The following is a 16,127-nucleotide window of genomic DNA, read 5'->3' on the forward strand; positions in this document are numbered from 1 at the left end:
TGGATGTGCAGTTATTAATTAGTTATGTGCCAATTTTAGTAATGGCCTTTTTAGCACTCTTGGTGGGTGTTGTTCCTTTAGTTTTAGCATGTTTTATAGCGCCCAGTGCACCCAATGAGGCAAAGTCAAAACCATTTGAGTGCGGATTTTCTCCAGACGAAGGTATGCGGGTTCCGTTTGATATCAAATATTATTTAGTTGCTATCTTATTTATTTTATTTGATTTAGAAACTGCCTTTTTACTACCTTGGAGTGTTTGCTTAAAGGAGTTAGGCTGGCATGGATTTGTAGTAATGATGGTCTTTTTAGGGATTCTAACAGTAGGCTTTATTTATGAATGGAAGCAAGATGCGCTTACTTGGAGAAAGTAATGGCAAAAGGACTTGATGTAAATGACATTATTGTGCCTAAGGGGTATACCGTAACTTCGTTGGACGATTTAGTTTCTTGGGCGCGGGGCAGTTCAATGTGGCCTGTATCTTTTGGGTTGGCTTGCTGTGCTGTGGAAATGATGCATGCAGCTGCATCTAAACACGATATTGATCGCTTTGGTTGGGGGTTGTATCGCGGGAGTCCACGACAATCTGATGTTATTATTGTAGCTGGGACTTTATGTAACAAAATGGCCGGTGCGTTTAGACAGACTTATGACTCAATGCCACAACCAACCTGGGTAATATCCATGGGCTCTTGTGCGAATGGTGGTGGTTATTATCATTACAGTTATTCAGTAGTTAGAGGGTGTGATCGTATTATCCCAGTTGACGTCTATGTCCCCGGTTGTCCGCCAACAGCTCAAGCTTTGGTCTATGGAATTATGCAGTTAATGATGAAAGTAAAATATGCCAAGCAGTGGGAAAGAGACCGGTTATGAATATAGCAGATGAGCTGAGAGAACTAGGTCAAGGAATAGTCTCTGAAAGCTTGGGGCAAGTGTCACTTCAGATTTCAGCTGAGGAGGTATTAAGTGTTGCAAAAAGTTTAAAAACAAACCCAGCTATCAAGATGAATATGTTACTTGATCTGTGTGGTGTAGATTATTTGTATTATGGGGTGGAGTCTTGGCAAACTGAAGGTGCATGTCATCAAAGTTATTGTAGAGCTCGAGCTGAACCTCTTTCTGAAAATAGTGTTTGGACTGGAGCGCGTTTTCAGGTTGTATGCCACTTATTATCTATTACACATAATCAGCGTATGCGGTTAAAAGTAGATTTAGATGATTCTGTTTCTATGCCTTCATTGTCGGGTGTCTGGCCTTCATCTGTTTGGTATGAGCGTGAAGCATTTGATTTGTTTGGTATTCAATTTAAACAGCATCCTGACCTAAGGCGTATTTTAACAGATTATGGTTTTGTCGGCTTTCCAATGCGAAAAGATTTCCCTTTGGTGGGCAGGGTTGAAATGCGTTATGACAGTCAGTCCGCGCAATGCGTGTATGATCCCGTTTCAATAGAGTATCAAAGTCATGTCCCAAGAATGATTCGAAACGATCATCGTTATGTAGATGTAGGTGAAGAGAGTGGCGAAAGAGCATAGTTATACAATTAATTTTGGACCGCAGCATCCAGCCGCGCATGGTGTGTTACGGTTGTTAATTACGCTAGAGGGCGAGACGGTGCAAAGTATTGATCCACATATTGGTCTTTTGCATCGTGGTACCGAAAAGCTAATGGAGCATAAAACTTATTTGCAGTCAGGGGGGTATTTTGATCGTTTTTGTTATGTGTCCATGATGGCCAATGAGCATGCATATGTGATGGCACTTGAGAAAATGTTAGCGATTAAAGTGCCAGAGAGAGCTGAGTATATTCGGGTGTTGTTCGCAGAAATTACGCGTTTAATGAACCATCTGATATGGCTAGGTGCCTATGGTCTTGATTTAGGAGCGATGTCTGTCTTTTTGTATTGCTTTAGGGATAGAGATGATCTATTAGCTATGTATGAGGCGGCATCTGGTGCACGCATGCATGCAAACTATTTTCGAGTGGGGGGTGTTTGGCGTGACCTGCCTCATACAATGCCTAAGTATCAATCCAGTTCCTGGAAGTCAAAAAAGAAGCTGGCAGATTTAAATGCAGACCGTCAAGGATCTTTACTTGATTTTATTGAGTCTTTTATTGAGCGGTTTCCAGGAAGAATAGATGATTATGAGACGTTGCTAACCGACAATCGAATTTGGAAGCAGAGAACCCAGGGGGTAGGGGTCGTATCAAAAGAAAGAGCAATGAGTCTTGGCTTTACAGGGCATATGCTGAGAAGTACTGGGGTCGCTTGGGACTTGAGAAAAACACAGCCTTACTCTGTGTATGATAAACTCACTTTTGACGTTCCTGTAGGAGTAAATGGTGACTGTTATGATCGTTATATCATTCGAATTGCTGAAATGCGAGAATCTGTAAAAATCATGAAACAGTGTGTCGATTGGCTACGTGAGCACCCTGGTCCTATATTAGCTGATGCACCTAAAGTAGTCCCGCCAAGTAGGGATCATATGAAGGATAATATGGAGGCGATGATTCATCACTTTAAATTACACACAGAAGGATTCTCATTGCCCAGAGGAGAAGTTTATAGTGCTGTGGAGCATCCTAAAGGGGAGTTTGGTGTGTATATCGTATCAGATGGGGCTAATATGCCTTATAGAATAAAAGTTAGAGCAGCTGGTTTTCCGCACCTTGCAGCAATAAGTGAGTTATGTAAAGGTCATTTACTCGCTGATGTGGTTACTATTTTATCATCTTTAGATATTGTTTTAGGAGAAGTTGATCGATGATTGAATTGGATGCACAAGATAAAAAAGTTATTGATCGCTTAGCGGATAAATTTCCCAAGGGTAAACAAGCATCTTCTATTTTAATGGCATTAAATCACTTGCAAAATCGTTATGGATGGTTGTCAGATGAGCATTTGGATGCAGTTGCTGCTTATCTAGAAATGCCTGCTGCTAGGGTCTATGAAGTCGTTTCATTTTATAGTTTGTATAAGCGCGCACCGGATGCGCCTGTAAACTTAAAGGTTTGTACGAGTTTATCCTGTTGTTTAAATGGGGCACAGGGAGTTAAGCATTATCTTGAATCTCTAGTTAATGATTTGCCTGGTCAAGATGCCAGTCAATTAGCATTCTCAGTAGGAGAGGCTGAGTGTCTAGGTGCCTGTGATGGAGCACCCGTTGTGATCGTTAATGATGCGGATTATCACCGCAATGTAACTAAAGAAAGTTTACAAGCATTGATTAAGGAATATCGTTCTTCGCCAGGAAAACATAATGACTGAAGTATGTTTAAGACATCAATCTGTAGCTGGTATTCATCAGTTGGCTGTTTATGAGTCAGTTGGGGGTTATGCTACTTGGCGGGCTTTGCTTGCTGGAAAAATAAAGCCCGAGTATATATTGCAGGAGCTCAAGCGTTCTCAGCTGAGAGGACGTGGAGGTGCGGGTTTTCTGACCAGCATGAAGTGGCAGTTTATGAACCGAGGTACGCCTGGTGATAAGTTTTTAATTTGTAACTCAGACGAAGGCGAGCCAGGAACTTTTAAAGATACCCTCATCATGAAACATAACCCACATCAGCTAATTGAAGGGATTGCAATTTGTTCTTATGTGATTGGTGCCTCTAGGGCTTACAACTATATTAGAGGTGAATATTTACAAGAATACCATCAAGTTGAGCGGGCGCTCTATGAAGCCAAAGAGGCTGGGTTGCTGGGCGCAAATATTTTAGGCAGTGGCTTTAACTTATGTATTGAAAATTTATTAGGTGCAGGCTCTTATATTGTAGGTGAGGAAACTGCAATGATGGAGTCTATTGAAGGCAAGCGCGCTATGCCTAGAAATAAGCCACCTTTTCCTGCAGTTAGTGGGTTATATGGATGCCCAACTACAATTAATAACACAGAAACTTTAGCATCAGTCCCAATGATTGTTTCAAAGGGGGGTGATTGGTTTAAGTCTTTAGGTGTTGAGAATAGTGGTGGAACCAAAATATTTTGTGTGAGTGGTCATGTTGTTAACCCAGGTACCTTTGAGCTTCCTATGGGCGTTCCTATGCAGAATTTGATTGATTTATGTGGAGGTGTCCGACATAACCGAAGGATAAAAGCAGTTATCCCTGGTGGGACATCTATGCGTGTGATTCCTGGTCATACTATTCCAGAAGTAACTATGGATTATGATGGGTTAGCACGTGTTAATAGTGCTGTTGGCTCTGGTGGGATGATTGTGATGGATGAGACCACTTCAATGCCGATGGCGTTGATGCATATGATGCACTTTTATCACCAGGAGTCTTGTGGTCAGTGTACACCATGTCGAGAGGGATCAGGCTGGATCAGTCAGGCACTAAAACAGTTGGTTAAGGGCGATGGGAGTGTTGCTTTAGTGGATGAAATTTATCAAGTTGCATCAAGTATTGAGGGTCGAACTATTTGTGCGTTTGGAGAGGCAATTACGTGGCCAGTTACAAGCTTTATTGATCACTTCCGAGAAGAGTTTGATCGTACTGCTGAGCTTGGTGTGAAGGGGCGGCCGGGTTTTGAATGGAGTATAACGTGAGTAAAGAGCAATCTGAGCAGACAGTAAGCATTGTGCTGAATGGTGAAAAGATTGAGGTTAAGAAAAACAGTCGCTTAATTGATATTGCATCCCAGCATGGGTGCCAAGTCCCAAGGTTTTGTTATCATGAAAAGCTATCGGTTGTAGCAAGCTGTCGCATGTGCTTGGTTGATATAGAGGGTGTAAATAAACCCGTCCCCTCATGTGCAACAGCTGTTTCTGAAGGAATGGTGGTGCAGACGCGCTCTAAAAAAGCAGTCGACGCACAGGAATCTGTGATGCAATTTTTATTGATGAAGCATCCATTGCATTGCCCTGTATGTGATCAAGGGGGAGAGTGTGAACTACAAGATGTTTCTATGGGGTATGGAAAAGCCATCACGAATTACTCGGGTGAGAAGCGTGCTGAGGTTGATGAAGATTTAGGCGCATTAGTCGCCACCGACATGTCTCTGTGTATTCATTGCACCCGCTGTGTACGTTTTGGAGAGGAGGTTGCAGGGGTGAAAAATCTGGGTTTGATGGGTCGTAGTGATCAAGTTAAGATTAGCACCTATTTAGAAAGAGGATTACAATCTGAATGGTCAGGTAATATGGTTGATATCTGTCCTGTAGGCGCATTAACCTCAAAGCCTGCAAAGTTTTCAGGACGATCATGGAGCTATGTGCAACACGAAGGTATTGCAGCCCATGATTGCTTGGGTGCTCATATTTCATACCATACCATGGCCAAGGGATATGGTTCTAAGCATGTTTTGAAGCGTGTAGTGCCCAGGCCATGTGCAGAGATTAATTCAGTATGGCTTTCAGATCGAGACCGATTCAGTTACGAAGGTTTAGCGCATAATAGGATTGAGACGCCTATGCTACGTGTTGGAGACACATTTAGACCGCTGAGCTGGGATGATGCAGGACAGTATGTAATGCAGATGTTAGCAGACTCCTCATCAGGTCGGATCGGAGGAATTGTTTCTCCACAAACCATTACTGAAGATGCTGTTGCTTTTAAAACAGTTTTAGATCAGTTATCAGCTGATATTGATGTGGGTACGCATCAAAATTTAGGGGATGAGTTGTTACCGTTACGCTCTAGTCAACTGTCACTTCACCGTATCTCAAAAGCTAAAACAATTATCTTAATTGGGTGTGCTGTGCGTTGGGATCAACCGTATATTAGCTTATCGATTAAAGAGGCTGTTGCTAATGGCGCAAAGGTATTAAGTTTAGGATCTATTAGGCATCAAAGTGTATATCCCGTACACCATGAAATGGTTACGCCGCAGATGTTGGTTAGACGTATTGGTATTTTATTTACGCAGTGGGATCAGTGTGGCTCCATATCTCATGAGTGGAAGCAAGCGCTTCAGGATCCGGTAGTGGTCTTGGTTGGAGAAGAGGCTTTGATTCATCCACAAGCTCAGGATTTACGCCACTTAATTCACTACTATGCATCTGTTTGGTCATATGATTATGCTCTGTTGCCACAAGGCGCCAATCATCTAGGGCTTTCAGAAAGTGGTTTAAATGCTTCACAGTCAGGTGGAACTCCCTGGCTTAAGTATACTCAAAAGCCATTAGCCTGTTTGTGGGTTCATGATTTAGACCCTGTAGTTGATTTGGGGTTGAACGTGGAATCATTAGCTCAAACTAAAATTATAGTGAGTGCATCACATTGGTCTTTGGCTATTAAAAACAGTGCTGATTTAGTTTTGCCCACAGTTTGCCCACCGGAGAACTCAGGTACTTACATCAATTATTTAGGGATGAAACAACATTTTAGTCAAGCATGTGCCCCTATGCATGATGCAAGGTCACTTTATCAAGTTTGTGCTGACTTGTCTGAAAAATTACAGATTGAGTTAAACAGTAAAGAAAACCTTACTAGAGGCATCAATCAATCATTTACTGAAAATACAGAAAAACCAATAAAAATTCCCCAACCCAGTCTCGTACCTGAATACAATCAAAAACTCATGCCGATTGTTTTGACGCCGTGGGTTCAAACAGATTTATGGGTTAGAAATGCACCTAGCTTGCAAAAAGCATATCCTAAAACAAAGGTTGCATTAGTACATAAGGAGGTTTCTGCAAAAGATATTCAAGCATTGGGTTATACCCAGACCTTGCAGTCACAAGATATAGCAGTAGGTGCGGTGTTGTATTATAATAGCGATGGGGTAGAGGGACTTTAGATGTTGATGATATTTATATACGCATTATGTATTTTAATTCCTTTGGTTGTGGCAGTAGCGTATTTAACAACGTTAGAGAGAAAGATAATCGGGTATATGCAATTGCGTGTCGGGCCTAATAGAGTCGGCTTCGGAGGTATGTTGCAACCTATTGCGGATGCAATAAAATTTGTGACTAAGGAATTGGTTTACCCAGAGCATGCAGATGGTCTTTTATATTATTTGTCTCCCTTATTATTATTGGTCCCATCATTGACAGCTTGGGCTGTTATTCCGTTTTCAGAATCGTGGGTGCTTGCAGATATCGATGCTGGGTTGTTATTTGTCTTTGCGATGACATCATTGGGAAGCTATGGTGTATTATTAGCAGGTTGGGCTTCAAATTCAAAATATGCAATGCTGGGTTCTATGCGTTCTTGTGCACAAATTATCTCTTATGAGATTGCAATGGGCTTTGCGTTGGTAGGTGTTATTCTGTTAGCAGATAGCCTCAATCTACAAAAAATAGTTTACGCGCAAGCTGGTGGTATATTGCATTGGAACTGGTTGCCACTATTTCCAATGTTTATTGTTTATTGGATTTGTGCTGTTGCTGAAACAAATAGAGCACCATTTGATGTTGCAGAAGGAGAAAGTGAATTAGTAGCAGGCTTTCATGTTGAATATTCCGGAATGTTGTTTGCAACATTCTTTATTGCAGAATATGCCAATATGATATTTATATCTGTATTTACTAGTACGCTATTTTTCGGTGGATGGCTCTCACCATTTGAGGGTATTCCATATATAAGCACTTGGTTTAGTTGGGTGCCTGGGATTATATGGCTAGCAGGAAAGTCCTCTTTCTTTGTTTTTTTATATTTATGGATGCGCGCTACTTTCCCAAGGTATCGTTATGATCAGTTAATGATGCTGGGCTGGAAAACTTTAATTCCTATTTCTTTAGCATGGATTCCATTTATATCAGCGATGAAGCTTTGGGGGTGGGTATGAATCTAGTAGGTGTATTCGGTGCGTTAATTACGTTTGCATTATTAATCTATTTTATATTTGGACGTGACCAGCTAAAAAGTTTACTGCTCCTTGATTTATTAAGCGGGCTACGTGTAACTGGGAAAAAGTTATTTGAGCCTAAAACCACTTTACACTTTCCCGATGAGGGAGAATCATTACCTACCTCACCAAGATTTAAAGGCATGTTGGCTTTAAGGCGTTATGAAAATGGTCAAGAGCGTTGTATTGCCTGTAAACTATGTGAGGCAGTATGTCCGGCATTAGCAATAAACATTGAGTCACATGAGCATACTGATGGCACTAGGCGGACAACACGTTTTGATATTGACGCTTTTAAATGCATTAACTGTGGCTTATGTGCAGAAGCGTGTCCAGTAGATTCAATTGTATGCACAGACGAAATGAATTATTCTTTTTTGCGCCGGGGAGACAATATTATGACCAAAGAGCAATTGCTAGCAATTGGTGATTTATATGAAGACCAAATTGCTCGTAATATGGAGAAAGACCGTGCTTGATCTTGTTTTTTTAATCTCTGGTGTGGGCCTGGTACTGTCAGCGTTAAACGTCGCGTTATCAACCCATCCTGTACGCTCTGTTTTTAGCTTAATGCTGTCATTTATGTTTACCGCAGTGATGTGGTTAGGACTGGGTGCTGAATTTTTAGCACTAGCGCTCATCTTTATTTATGTGGGTGCTGTGATGGCTTTGTTTCTATTTGTTGTATTTATGCTCAATGTTGACCATTTGCCACGTGCATTACCAAGAATGGCTACTCTTTTCATGTTGGGCATTATTGTCTCAGGCAGTGTGTATTTATTATTAGAGCACTCTGGGTGGCAGGCAGAACTTCGTAAAGTCAGCTTGAATGAGCATACAAGACAGTTAGGCTTACTGTTGTATCGGGATTATTGGCTGTGGGCTGAGGTGGTCGCATGTATTTTGTTGGCCAGCATGGTGGGCTCAATTTTATTGGTTAAATCTAGGAGTTTAAGTCAAAAAAATGATTGAGGTTACATATTTAGTTTTATTATCGTGTGTGGTGTTTGTGATTGGTATTGTGGGTGTCGGGCTGAATCGAAACAATTTGGTAGCAATTCTTATGAACATTGAGTTAATGTTGATTGCAGTTAACATTAACTTTATTGCTTTTTCAAATTACCATCAGAACCTAGAAGGACATATAGCGGTATTTTTTGTACTGGCAATAGCTGCTGCAGAAGCTGCTATAGGCTTGGCGATATTTGTTAAACTATATGAACGTTATCACAGTATACAGGCAGATAAGTTTTCATCTTTAAAGGAGCTGGCATGACATTATTGTTTTGGACTTGGACTTGTTTGTTAGCGCCTACTATTTCTGCTGTATTAGCTAGAGTATGGGCTGTTCGCGATGCGTGCTGGATCAATATATTGGGGATGCTTGTATCATGGGTTGCATCTGTTGTGCTTTATATTCAGCAGCCAAATACATTTATTAATTTTTATGTGTATACATGGCTAGATGTTGGGGATGCGTTTAATTTTGGATTTTGGCTGGATGCACTTTCTGTCTATATGGCAGTGATTATCACTTTAGTCTCACTTTTTGTTCATATTTACTCAGTAAGCTACATGCGTGGTGATAAAGATATTAATAATTACTTTTTTTATGTCAGTTTATTTACCTCTGCAATGTTACTCCTTATCCTTGCAGATAATCTTTTAATGGTATTTTTTGGATGGGAGTTAGTAGGTGTATTTTCATATTTCTTGATTGGTTTTTGGTATCAAAAAAGTTATCCACTTGAGGCTTCGTTTAAAGCATTTATTGTTAACAGGGTAGCAGATATTGGTTTAATGATTGCTATGGGGTTATTGTTATATCAGTTAGGGTCATTGAGTTATATGGACCTGACAGTTTCACAGCCTATATTACTAGAGGGGTTAGTAGCTAATTACCGTTGGGTGGATTTAATTAGTTTGATGCTTCTAATCGGTGCTATGGGCAAATCTGCTCAAATGCCACTCCATGTATGGTTGCCTGATTCAATGGCAGGTCCTACGCCCATATCAGCATTGATTCATGCTGCAACAATGGTTACAGCGGGTGTTTATTTAATCGCACGCTTATCCTTCATTTTTGCACTCTCACCCCTGGTATGTTCGGGTATTGTTATTCTTGGGTTATTACAAATGTTTTTAATGGGTGGATTAGCACTTGTGGAGTTTGATATTAAACGTGTTGTTGCATTTTCAACCTTATCTCAGTTGGGATTAATGTTTGCTGCATGTGGAGCTGCTGGCTTTATACCTGCTATTTATCACTTAGGAACGCATGCATTTTTCAAGTCGCTGCTATTCCTATCAGCAGGAGCTATTATCATTGCATCTAACCATGAGCAAGATATTCGCTACACCGCAAGCGCACGTTATTACTGGCCGATACATGGTTCGTTGCTTGTGGGTTGTCTGAGTTTATCAGGTATGCCTCCTTTTAGCGGATTCTTTTCTAAAGATATGATATTAACGACTCTAAACAGTCAAATTACTCAATACTGGTACCTTAATTTTTTAATGATAATGGGTGTTTTAATGACAGCATTATACAGTGCTAGATTTTACTTTATGTTATGTTGGACTCCAAAGAGAGAACGTATCAAAACATTAGATTGGCAAATGAAGGGCCCATTGCTGGTATTGGCATTTTTATCTATTGCATTTGGTGCAGGGGCATATCAGGAGGTATTTTTGCTAAATAATGCCTTAATAGATACCCTTCAACGGTTAAGTATGAATGACTTTATTATTGAGTCATTCTCACATCCTTATATTTATATGGTCTTTTTAGGCTGGGCCGTAAGTGGCTTGGCTTATGTGTATTGTCCCCAAATACCCAGTCAAGTCGTGGAGCGTATTCCCATGATTTATCAGATTTGTAGAAAGCAATATGGGTTTGATATTTTCTATCAAAATTATATTGTCAGTGCATATCAATCGATTTCATTTATATTTGCAAAAGTAATCGATCGTTATGTAATTGATCAGACTATATTGGTGAATGGATCATCATTATGTTTGAGGTTGCTGTCTAATTTCAGAGTCATTCAATCGGGTTATATCTATGAGTATGTTCTGGGACTATTCTTAGCCGTCATTGTTTTGTTAGTGGGGTTATTTTAAATGTTGAATTTATTAATAGTCATGATTGGAAATGCCTTTATAGGCTCTGCCTTAACACTGAGTGTCATTTCCAAATCAATGACCCGGTATTTTGTTGCTTTTAATATGCTCTGTAGCTGGGGTTTATATAGTATGATCGTTGCTGATTTTCTACCTGGGTCAGGTATGCAGTTTATCTATGATCTACCAGGCTGGTCTTTTATTAGAAACCACCAGATTAGTTTTTCTATAGATGGCTTGTCGTTGGTGTTGATTGGTTTACTACTTTTTATTTTTTCTCTTATTTTTATCCACTTGTTTACTAAATCAATACGTTTGCAGCGCAGCTATTGGGCCACTTTATTATTTGTTATGGGAATAGTAATGGGGTTGTTTAGTGTTCAAGACACAGTTGCTTTTTATATTTTCTGGGAGGGAATGATGTTCCCTATGTATTTTTTGATTGGTATTTGGGGGGGAGAAAACCGTTATTATGCAGCAATGAAATTTTTTATATATACGTTTGCGACTTCATTGATGATGTTAATGGCATTGTTATACATTGGCGTGCAAGCAGGGGGATATTCATTTTCTGATTTATATCAATCAAACTTATCACTGGCTCAACAAATGGTGTTATTTTTCCCGTTGATGCTGGCAATGGCTGTTAAAACGCCGATGTGGCCCGTTCACACATGGTTGCCAGATGCGCATACAGAAGCTTCAACAGAGGGCTCAGTCTTATTGGCTGGCTTATTGCTGAAGGTTGGTGGTTATGCCATGCTTCGACTCTTATTGCCAGTACTACCATTGGCTTGTGCGATTTACGCGCCTTACATGGTTGTATTATCTCTTATCGCAATTATATATGTGGGGATGCTAACCAGCGCTCAAAATGACATGAAGTGTTTAATTGCATACTCCTCTATTGCCCATATGGGTTTTGTTACATTAGGATTGTTTTCTGCGTTTTTATTTTCTGACTTGGATTTGATTAACTTAGTGCTTCTAGGATCTTGTTTTATAATGGTTGCACATGGTTTGTCATCGGGTGCATTATTCTTTTCATTTGGAATGATTTATGAGCGTTTAAAAACTCGGAGTATTACACAAATGAGTGGACTATCAATTGATATGCCATGGTTAAGCGCGCTGTTTTGTATGTGCTTGTTTTCTGTAATAGGGCTGCCCGGAACAGCTGGTTTTGTGGGTGAGTGGATGATATTTGTAGGGTTGATGAAAGGCAGTCAGTGGTTGTTTGGAATTTGTGCTATATTCACTATGGTTGTGGCAGCAATTTATATGTTGCAGTTGTACCGGAATGCATTTTTAGGCCCTAAGCTAGAAGTATCAGGGGATTTAATTGATCTGTCTTTTAATGAAAAAGTAGTATTATTAATTCCTGTAGGGGCTATTTTATTTTTGGGTTTATTTCCTGGGACGATACTCAATATCATGCAGGGGTCAATCGGTGAACTGTCCAATTTAATTCTACTTGGGAGGGGCTAATGCTTGCTTATTTTCTGCCTGAAATCTTGTTGCTAACTGGAACAATGGTTACGATGTTAACGAGTCTATGGCATGATGCAAAAGCAATACATACAACGATGTTGACGCTGCTCCTTTCTTTAGCTTCATTATACTTTATGAACTTACATCAATCATATGGCTGGGTTGTTGACTCACTATCAATAGGAAGTAGCGCGTTAGTGCTCATCATGACTGGGGTAGTTATTTTGGGTATTAGACCTGCTTTAATCCGTTTCAATATTGAATCAGGGCCAATATGTACGCTAGTTTTATTAGCGACGCTGGGGTGTCTAGTCGTTGTGTCGACGGATCATCTATTATTACTGTTTTTGGGAACGGTATTAATTGCGCTTCCTAGTTATACACTTTGCACATTATCTATTGATGAGCAGCATTCGGATGAAGCAGGCTTCAAATATTTTGTTATGGGTAGTATTTCGGGGGTTATTTTTCTATATGGCGCCTCTTTTTTTTATGGTGCAACGGGTCAACTCACTTTAGGTGTGTTAGAGTTTAATAATACTGAGTTATGGTTGGGAATAGGGTTGTCTCTTGTAGTCTGTTCACTGATATTTAAACTTGGCGCATTTCCATTTCATTATTGGGTTCCAGATGTTTATCAAGCGTCGTCTTTACCGTTTGTTTACTGGGTCATTTCTATTCCTAAGATTAGCTATGTCATAGCTCTGATTCGAATTCTATCTATGCATGGTACGCTAGTAGGTCCAGTGCTTTGGTATGTAGGTGTGGGTTCATTATTGTTTGGCAGTGTTATGGCGTATTTGCAAACAGATTTTCGACGAATGCTTGGGTATGCCTCTATCACGCAGATGGGTGTAGTTTGTTTATTATTACAGCTTGAGGATCTAAGGGCATGGGTTTTTGCTTTGATGTATTTGGTGGCGTATGTTTTATCTATTGTTCTACTGTGGCAAGTATTGATTAATACTTCTTCAACTCAAATGTTTAATTGCTCAATAAGTCAACTCAATCAGTGGGTTAAGGAGAATCGATCAAATGGGTTAGTTATATTGATTACACTAGCGTCTTTAGCGGGTATCCCGTTTACCCTGGGGTTTGTTGTCAAAATAGGGGCGTTGATATATCTTGTGACTCAGGAAAGCTGGTGGGTTCTAGGTGTTATTTTATTTGGATTTTCATTATCTGCGTATTATTATTTAGCTGCTTTACGTGCCATGTACTTTGATGTTATTCTATCTGTGTCAGGAAGTAGGTTAAAATGGACAGCTACGTATTTGGGCGTGATCGGAATTTTAGCCTTGGGTATCTATCCATTACCTCTTTACTATATGTGTAAGTATACTTTACAGGGAGTGCTATTATGAGTGAAGCGAATATGTCTAGTCAGATTGCGGCAGAGGTGCTACGTATTGCACGAAATGAAAAAAAATTAAAAGTTTGGCGGTATGTTGCTTTATCACTATTGGTAGTGTTGCTGTTTAGCTTTATCTTTAATCGTAAACCTGTTACTGCAGGGCATCTTGCGGTTGTTAATGTGGAAGGAATGATTGACTCAAAAAATGATATTTGGCGGCAACTAAAAAAGATTAATTACACAACAACTAAAGGTGTGTTGGTTTTAATTAACTCAGGTGGAGGAACTGTAGGCGATTCAGAGCGTTTATATAACTCATTCAAGAGTTTACAGGAAAATATGCCTGTAGAGATTTTAATTGAAACACAGGCTACCTCTGGAGCTTATTTGGCGGCATTAGCTGGTGATAAGATTTATGCTTATAACTCATCTTTAATAGGGAGTGTGGGTGTTGTTTTTCAGAATGTATTGTTAGGTAACTTATTTGACCGCTATGGCATTGATGTAGAGGTACTCACTACAGGCTCTTATAAGGGGTACCCAAATGTATTTGAGTCAATGCCAGAAGAGGTTAAAGAGCATTTTGAACAATTGATTAATGATGATTTTGACTGGTTTGTACAGTTAGTTAAAGAGCGTAGGGGCTTAACAAGCACAGAATTAATTGATCAAGCTCAGGTATATATGGCACTAAGGGGTCTTGAGTATGGTCTGATTGATGGGATCTCTAACTATGATGAAGCAATCACTCGCCTAAAAGAAAAGACGGGGAGTCTTCCTGTGCATAATTTAGATGTTGATGAAGACGCATGGCTTCCAAAGTTAACCGGTAAAAAAGCTTCATTAGGAAGTGTTAATTGGTCGGATTTGCTACAGCCTCGTGTAATTTGATTTTGATCTTTTCTTCATCTGTTTTGGAGAGCTCAAGAATTTTCTTGAGGCAGGATTCTTGAAGTAGCGCTTTTCTAGCACTTTCTAATTTCTGAGTATTTTCCTCTTTCTTTATTTCTGATGGTGTTTGTGTGTTAGGTTCCTCAATATGTATTTGAATCGTTAGCTCAGGGTGTAATTTATGTATGTGTTGACTGAGTTTAGTCAGTGTTTCTTTAGTAAATAGGTATTTTTTCTTGGGGGCTAAGCTTAAATGCCATACTTGATCTGTAACCGTTTTTGTTGAGCAATTTTCTGCGAGCTCTTTAGTTAAGCCTTTTATAGCTAGAGGCTTAATTAACTCATGCCAAGATTGAGGGATGCTAGCTATTAGCTGAGTGCTTTTTTTTTTGTTTCTAGCTCGGGTGTGAAAACAGCCATACGCATTAAGCACATTGAAGCACCAATTTTAGGTGTTGGGCTAAACGGAAGGTCATTTAAACCAATAATAGCCATTCTATATAATACCTGTATATACCCTGGGTCCCAAAGATTTGAGAGAGGGTGTTTACTACTTTTTGTTAATTGTGCTATGGTTATTTTGTAGAGCTCATTAGCAATATTAGAGAGTAAACTTTCAAAATTGATATTGTTTTGCTCATGTTGTGCACATGCTTGTTCAATAGCTTGAGCGTCTTGCGCATGTATATGTGTCAATAGATTAATAATCAGTTCATTTGGAATGGTATTGATTAAGGATTGAACCTGAACGGTATTGATATCGCTAGGAGACAGGGAAATGCATTGTTCTAGCAAGGTTAATGCGTCACGCATACTGCCTTTAGCATGCTCTGCTATTAGATGCGTAGCTTCTGTTTCAAACTTTATTTGCTCGGCCTCAAGGATTTTTTGGACTTGGCTGGCAATGTCTGCAGTGCCGATGGGTTTTAAGTTGAAGTGGATGCAGCGAGATTTAATGGTGGTAGGAATTTTTTGCGGTTCTGTAGTGGCAAGTATAAACTGTACATGCTCTGGTGGCTCCTCAAGTGTTTTAAGAAGTGCGTTGAAGCTGTGCTGTGAAAGCATATGTACTTCATCTATGAGGTAAACTTTCTTTTTGCCCATTTGTGGTAGGTATGAGACTTGATCAAGTATTTCTCGGGTATCTTCTACTTTAGTTCTTGATGCTGCATCTATTTCATACAAATCAGCATAACGACCTTCTTGAATCATCACGCATGTATCACATTTTAAACAGGGGTTAGTACCTTGAAGTGCCTCACAGTTAATTGACTTGGCGATAATTCGAGCCAAAGTTGTTTTCCCAACACCTCGAGTTCCTGTGAGTAGATAAACAGGGTGTAAAGTTTTATTCTTGATCGCGTTGGAGATTGCTTGCGTTACTAGAGGCTGCCCAACTACATCTGTTAGGGTTTGAGGACGCCATTTTCTTGCTATAGATATATAAGCCATTAGAGTTTATCATCATTTA

Annotated in this window: 17 protein-coding genes; 15 read left to right on the top strand and 2 right to left on the bottom strand. The window is 39.8% G+C overall.

The genetic code is table 11. From position 1 onward, the window contains the following. Positions 1 to 5: 5 nt before the first annotated feature. Genes ndhC through sppA form a run of 15 tightly spaced genes read left to right on the top strand, consistent with a single transcriptional unit; the run spans position 6 to position 14,656 of the window. Complete coding sequence (gene ndhC / locus MMH89_RS01285) at positions 6 to 371, top strand: NADH-quinone oxidoreductase subunit A (RefSeq protein WP_258568787.1); 366 nt, start codon at positions 6 to 8, stop codon at positions 369 to 371. Continuing rightward, entirely contained in the window at positions 371 to 874 is a 504-nt protein-coding gene (locus tag MMH89_RS01290; RefSeq protein WP_258568573.1) for a NuoB/complex I 20 kDa subunit family protein, read from the top strand. The genes ndhC and MMH89_RS01290 overlap by 1 nt, the downstream gene beginning before the upstream one ends. Continuing rightward, a complete protein-coding gene (locus tag MMH89_RS01295; protein WP_258568574.1) occupies positions 871 to 1,536 on the top strand; it encodes an NADH-quinone oxidoreductase subunit C in 666 nt (221 codons plus the stop codon). The genes MMH89_RS01290 and MMH89_RS01295 overlap by 4 nt, the downstream gene beginning before the upstream one ends. Next, a complete protein-coding gene (locus MMH89_RS01300) occupies positions 1,520 to 2,773 on the top strand; it encodes an NADH-quinone oxidoreductase subunit D (protein ID WP_258568575.1) in 1,254 nt (417 codons plus the stop codon). Before MMH89_RS01295 ends, MMH89_RS01300 begins: the two co-directional genes overlap by 17 nt. Then, complete coding sequence (locus MMH89_RS01305) at positions 2,770 to 3,273, top strand: NADH-quinone oxidoreductase subunit NuoE family protein (RefSeq protein WP_258568576.1); 504 nt, start codon at positions 2,770 to 2,772, stop codon at positions 3,271 to 3,273. Before MMH89_RS01300 ends, MMH89_RS01305 begins: the two co-directional genes overlap by 4 nt. Beyond that, positions 3,263 to 4,552 (top strand): NADH-quinone oxidoreductase subunit NuoF, encoded by a 1,290-nt coding sequence (gene nuoF / locus MMH89_RS01310; protein WP_425491985.1) that lies wholly within the window; start codon positions 3,263 to 3,265, stop codon positions 4,550 to 4,552. Before MMH89_RS01305 ends, nuoF begins: the two co-directional genes overlap by 11 nt. After that, positions 4,549 to 6,744, top strand: a complete 2,196-nt coding sequence (gene nuoG / locus MMH89_RS01315) for an NADH-quinone oxidoreductase subunit NuoG (protein WP_258568578.1) — start codon at positions 4,549 to 4,551, stop codon at positions 6,742 to 6,744. The genes nuoF and nuoG overlap by 4 nt, the downstream gene beginning before the upstream one ends. Next, entirely contained in the window at positions 6,745 to 7,737 is a 993-nt protein-coding gene (gene nuoH / locus MMH89_RS01320; protein ID WP_258568579.1) for an NADH-quinone oxidoreductase subunit NuoH, read from the top strand. It abuts the gene before it with no gap. Continuing rightward, positions 7,734 to 8,276, top strand: coding sequence for an NADH-quinone oxidoreductase subunit NuoI (gene nuoI / locus MMH89_RS01325; RefSeq protein WP_258568580.1), 543 nt, complete (start codon positions 7,734 to 7,736; stop codon positions 8,274 to 8,276). The genes nuoH and nuoI overlap by 4 nt, the downstream gene beginning before the upstream one ends. Next, the gene (locus MMH89_RS01330; RefSeq protein ID WP_258568581.1) at positions 8,269 to 8,769 is read left to right on the top strand and encodes an NADH-quinone oxidoreductase subunit J family protein; all 501 of its coding nucleotides are present in this window, start codon (positions 8,269 to 8,271) and stop codon (positions 8,767 to 8,769) included. Before nuoI ends, MMH89_RS01330 begins: the two co-directional genes overlap by 8 nt. After that, positions 8,762 to 9,073 carry an NADH-quinone oxidoreductase subunit NuoK gene (gene nuoK, locus MMH89_RS01335; protein ID WP_258568582.1) on the top strand — a complete coding sequence of 104 codons (312 nt, stop codon included), beginning with the start codon at positions 8,762 to 8,764 and terminating at the stop codon, positions 9,071 to 9,073. The genes MMH89_RS01330 and nuoK overlap by 8 nt, the downstream gene beginning before the upstream one ends. Beyond that, positions 9,070 to 10,920, top strand: coding sequence for an NADH-quinone oxidoreductase subunit L (gene nuoL / locus MMH89_RS01340; RefSeq protein ID WP_258568583.1), 1,851 nt, complete (start codon positions 9,070 to 9,072; stop codon positions 10,918 to 10,920). Before nuoK ends, nuoL begins: the two co-directional genes overlap by 4 nt. Continuing rightward, on the top strand, positions 10,921 to 12,408 hold the full coding sequence (locus MMH89_RS01345) for a complex I subunit 4 family protein (protein WP_258568584.1): 1,488 nt from the start codon (positions 10,921 to 10,923) through the stop codon (positions 12,406 to 12,408). It begins immediately after the preceding gene. Further along, positions 12,408 to 13,775 (top strand): NADH-quinone oxidoreductase subunit N, encoded by a 1,368-nt coding sequence (locus MMH89_RS01350; protein ID WP_258568585.1) that lies wholly within the window; start codon positions 12,408 to 12,410, stop codon positions 13,773 to 13,775. The genes MMH89_RS01345 and MMH89_RS01350 overlap by 1 nt, the downstream gene beginning before the upstream one ends. Continuing rightward, complete coding sequence (sppA, locus tag MMH89_RS01355) at positions 13,772 to 14,656, top strand: signal peptide peptidase SppA (RefSeq protein WP_258568586.1); 885 nt, start codon at positions 13,772 to 13,774, stop codon at positions 14,654 to 14,656. Before MMH89_RS01350 ends, sppA begins: the two co-directional genes overlap by 4 nt. On the opposite strand, the gene MMH89_RS01360 is transcribed toward sppA, so the two are convergent. Both MMH89_RS01360 and dnaX read right to left on the bottom strand, forming a co-directional pair. Continuing rightward, positions 14,619 to 15,089, bottom strand: a complete 471-nt coding sequence (locus MMH89_RS01360) for a DNA polymerase III subunit gamma/tau C-terminal domain-containing protein (RefSeq protein ID WP_258568587.1) — start codon at positions 15,087 to 15,089, stop codon at positions 14,619 to 14,621. The genes sppA and MMH89_RS01360 overlap by 38 nt on opposite strands. After that, positions 15,026 to 16,108, bottom strand: coding sequence for a DNA polymerase III subunit gamma/tau (gene dnaX, locus MMH89_RS01365; RefSeq protein WP_258568588.1), 1,083 nt, complete (start codon positions 16,106 to 16,108; stop codon positions 15,026 to 15,028). The genes MMH89_RS01360 and dnaX overlap by 64 nt, the downstream gene beginning before the upstream one ends. Positions 16,109 to 16,127 lie beyond the last annotated feature (19 nt).

It is taken from the genome of Candidatus Comchoanobacter bicostacola (assembly GCF_024172705.1).
GTDB lineage: Bacteria > Pseudomonadota > Gammaproteobacteria > Comchoanobacterales > Comchoanobacteraceae > Comchoanobacter > Comchoanobacter bicostacola.

What these genes read in the sequence shown, in the direction of transcription:
- MMH89_RS01290 (WP_258568573.1), top strand. Translation starts at nt 371, where the DNA reads ATGGCAAAAGGACTTGATGTAAATGACATTATTGTGCCTAAGGGGTAT.
- MMH89_RS01295 (WP_258568574.1), top strand. Translation starts at nt 871, where the DNA reads ATGAATATAGCAGATGAGCTGAGAGAACTAGGTCAAGGAATAGTCTCT.
- MMH89_RS01305 (WP_258568576.1), top strand. Translation starts at nt 2,770, where the DNA reads ATGATTGAATTGGATGCACAAGATAAAAAAGTTATTGATCGCTTAGCG.
- nuoH (WP_258568579.1), top strand. Translation starts at nt 6,745, where the DNA reads ATGTTGATGATATTTATATACGCATTATGTATTTTAATTCCTTTGGTT.
- nuoI (WP_258568580.1), top strand. Translation starts at nt 7,734, where the DNA reads ATGAATCTAGTAGGTGTATTCGGTGCGTTAATTACGTTTGCATTATTA.
- nuoK (WP_258568582.1), top strand. Translation starts at nt 8,762, where the DNA reads ATGATTGAGGTTACATATTTAGTTTTATTATCGTGTGTGGTGTTTGTG.
- nuoL (WP_258568583.1), top strand. Translation starts at nt 9,070, where the DNA reads ATGACATTATTGTTTTGGACTTGGACTTGTTTGTTAGCGCCTACTATT.
- MMH89_RS01345 (WP_258568584.1), top strand. Translation starts at nt 10,921, where the DNA reads ATGTTGAATTTATTAATAGTCATGATTGGAAATGCCTTTATAGGCTCT.
- MMH89_RS01350 (WP_258568585.1), top strand. Translation starts at nt 12,408, where the DNA reads ATGCTTGCTTATTTTCTGCCTGAAATCTTGTTGCTAACTGGAACAATG.
- sppA (WP_258568586.1), top strand. Translation starts at nt 13,772, where the DNA reads ATGAGTGAAGCGAATATGTCTAGTCAGATTGCGGCAGAGGTGCTACGT.
- dnaX (WP_258568588.1), bottom strand. Translation starts at nt 16,108, where the DNA reads ATGGCTTATATATCTATAGCAAGAAAATGGCGTCCTCAAACCCTAACA.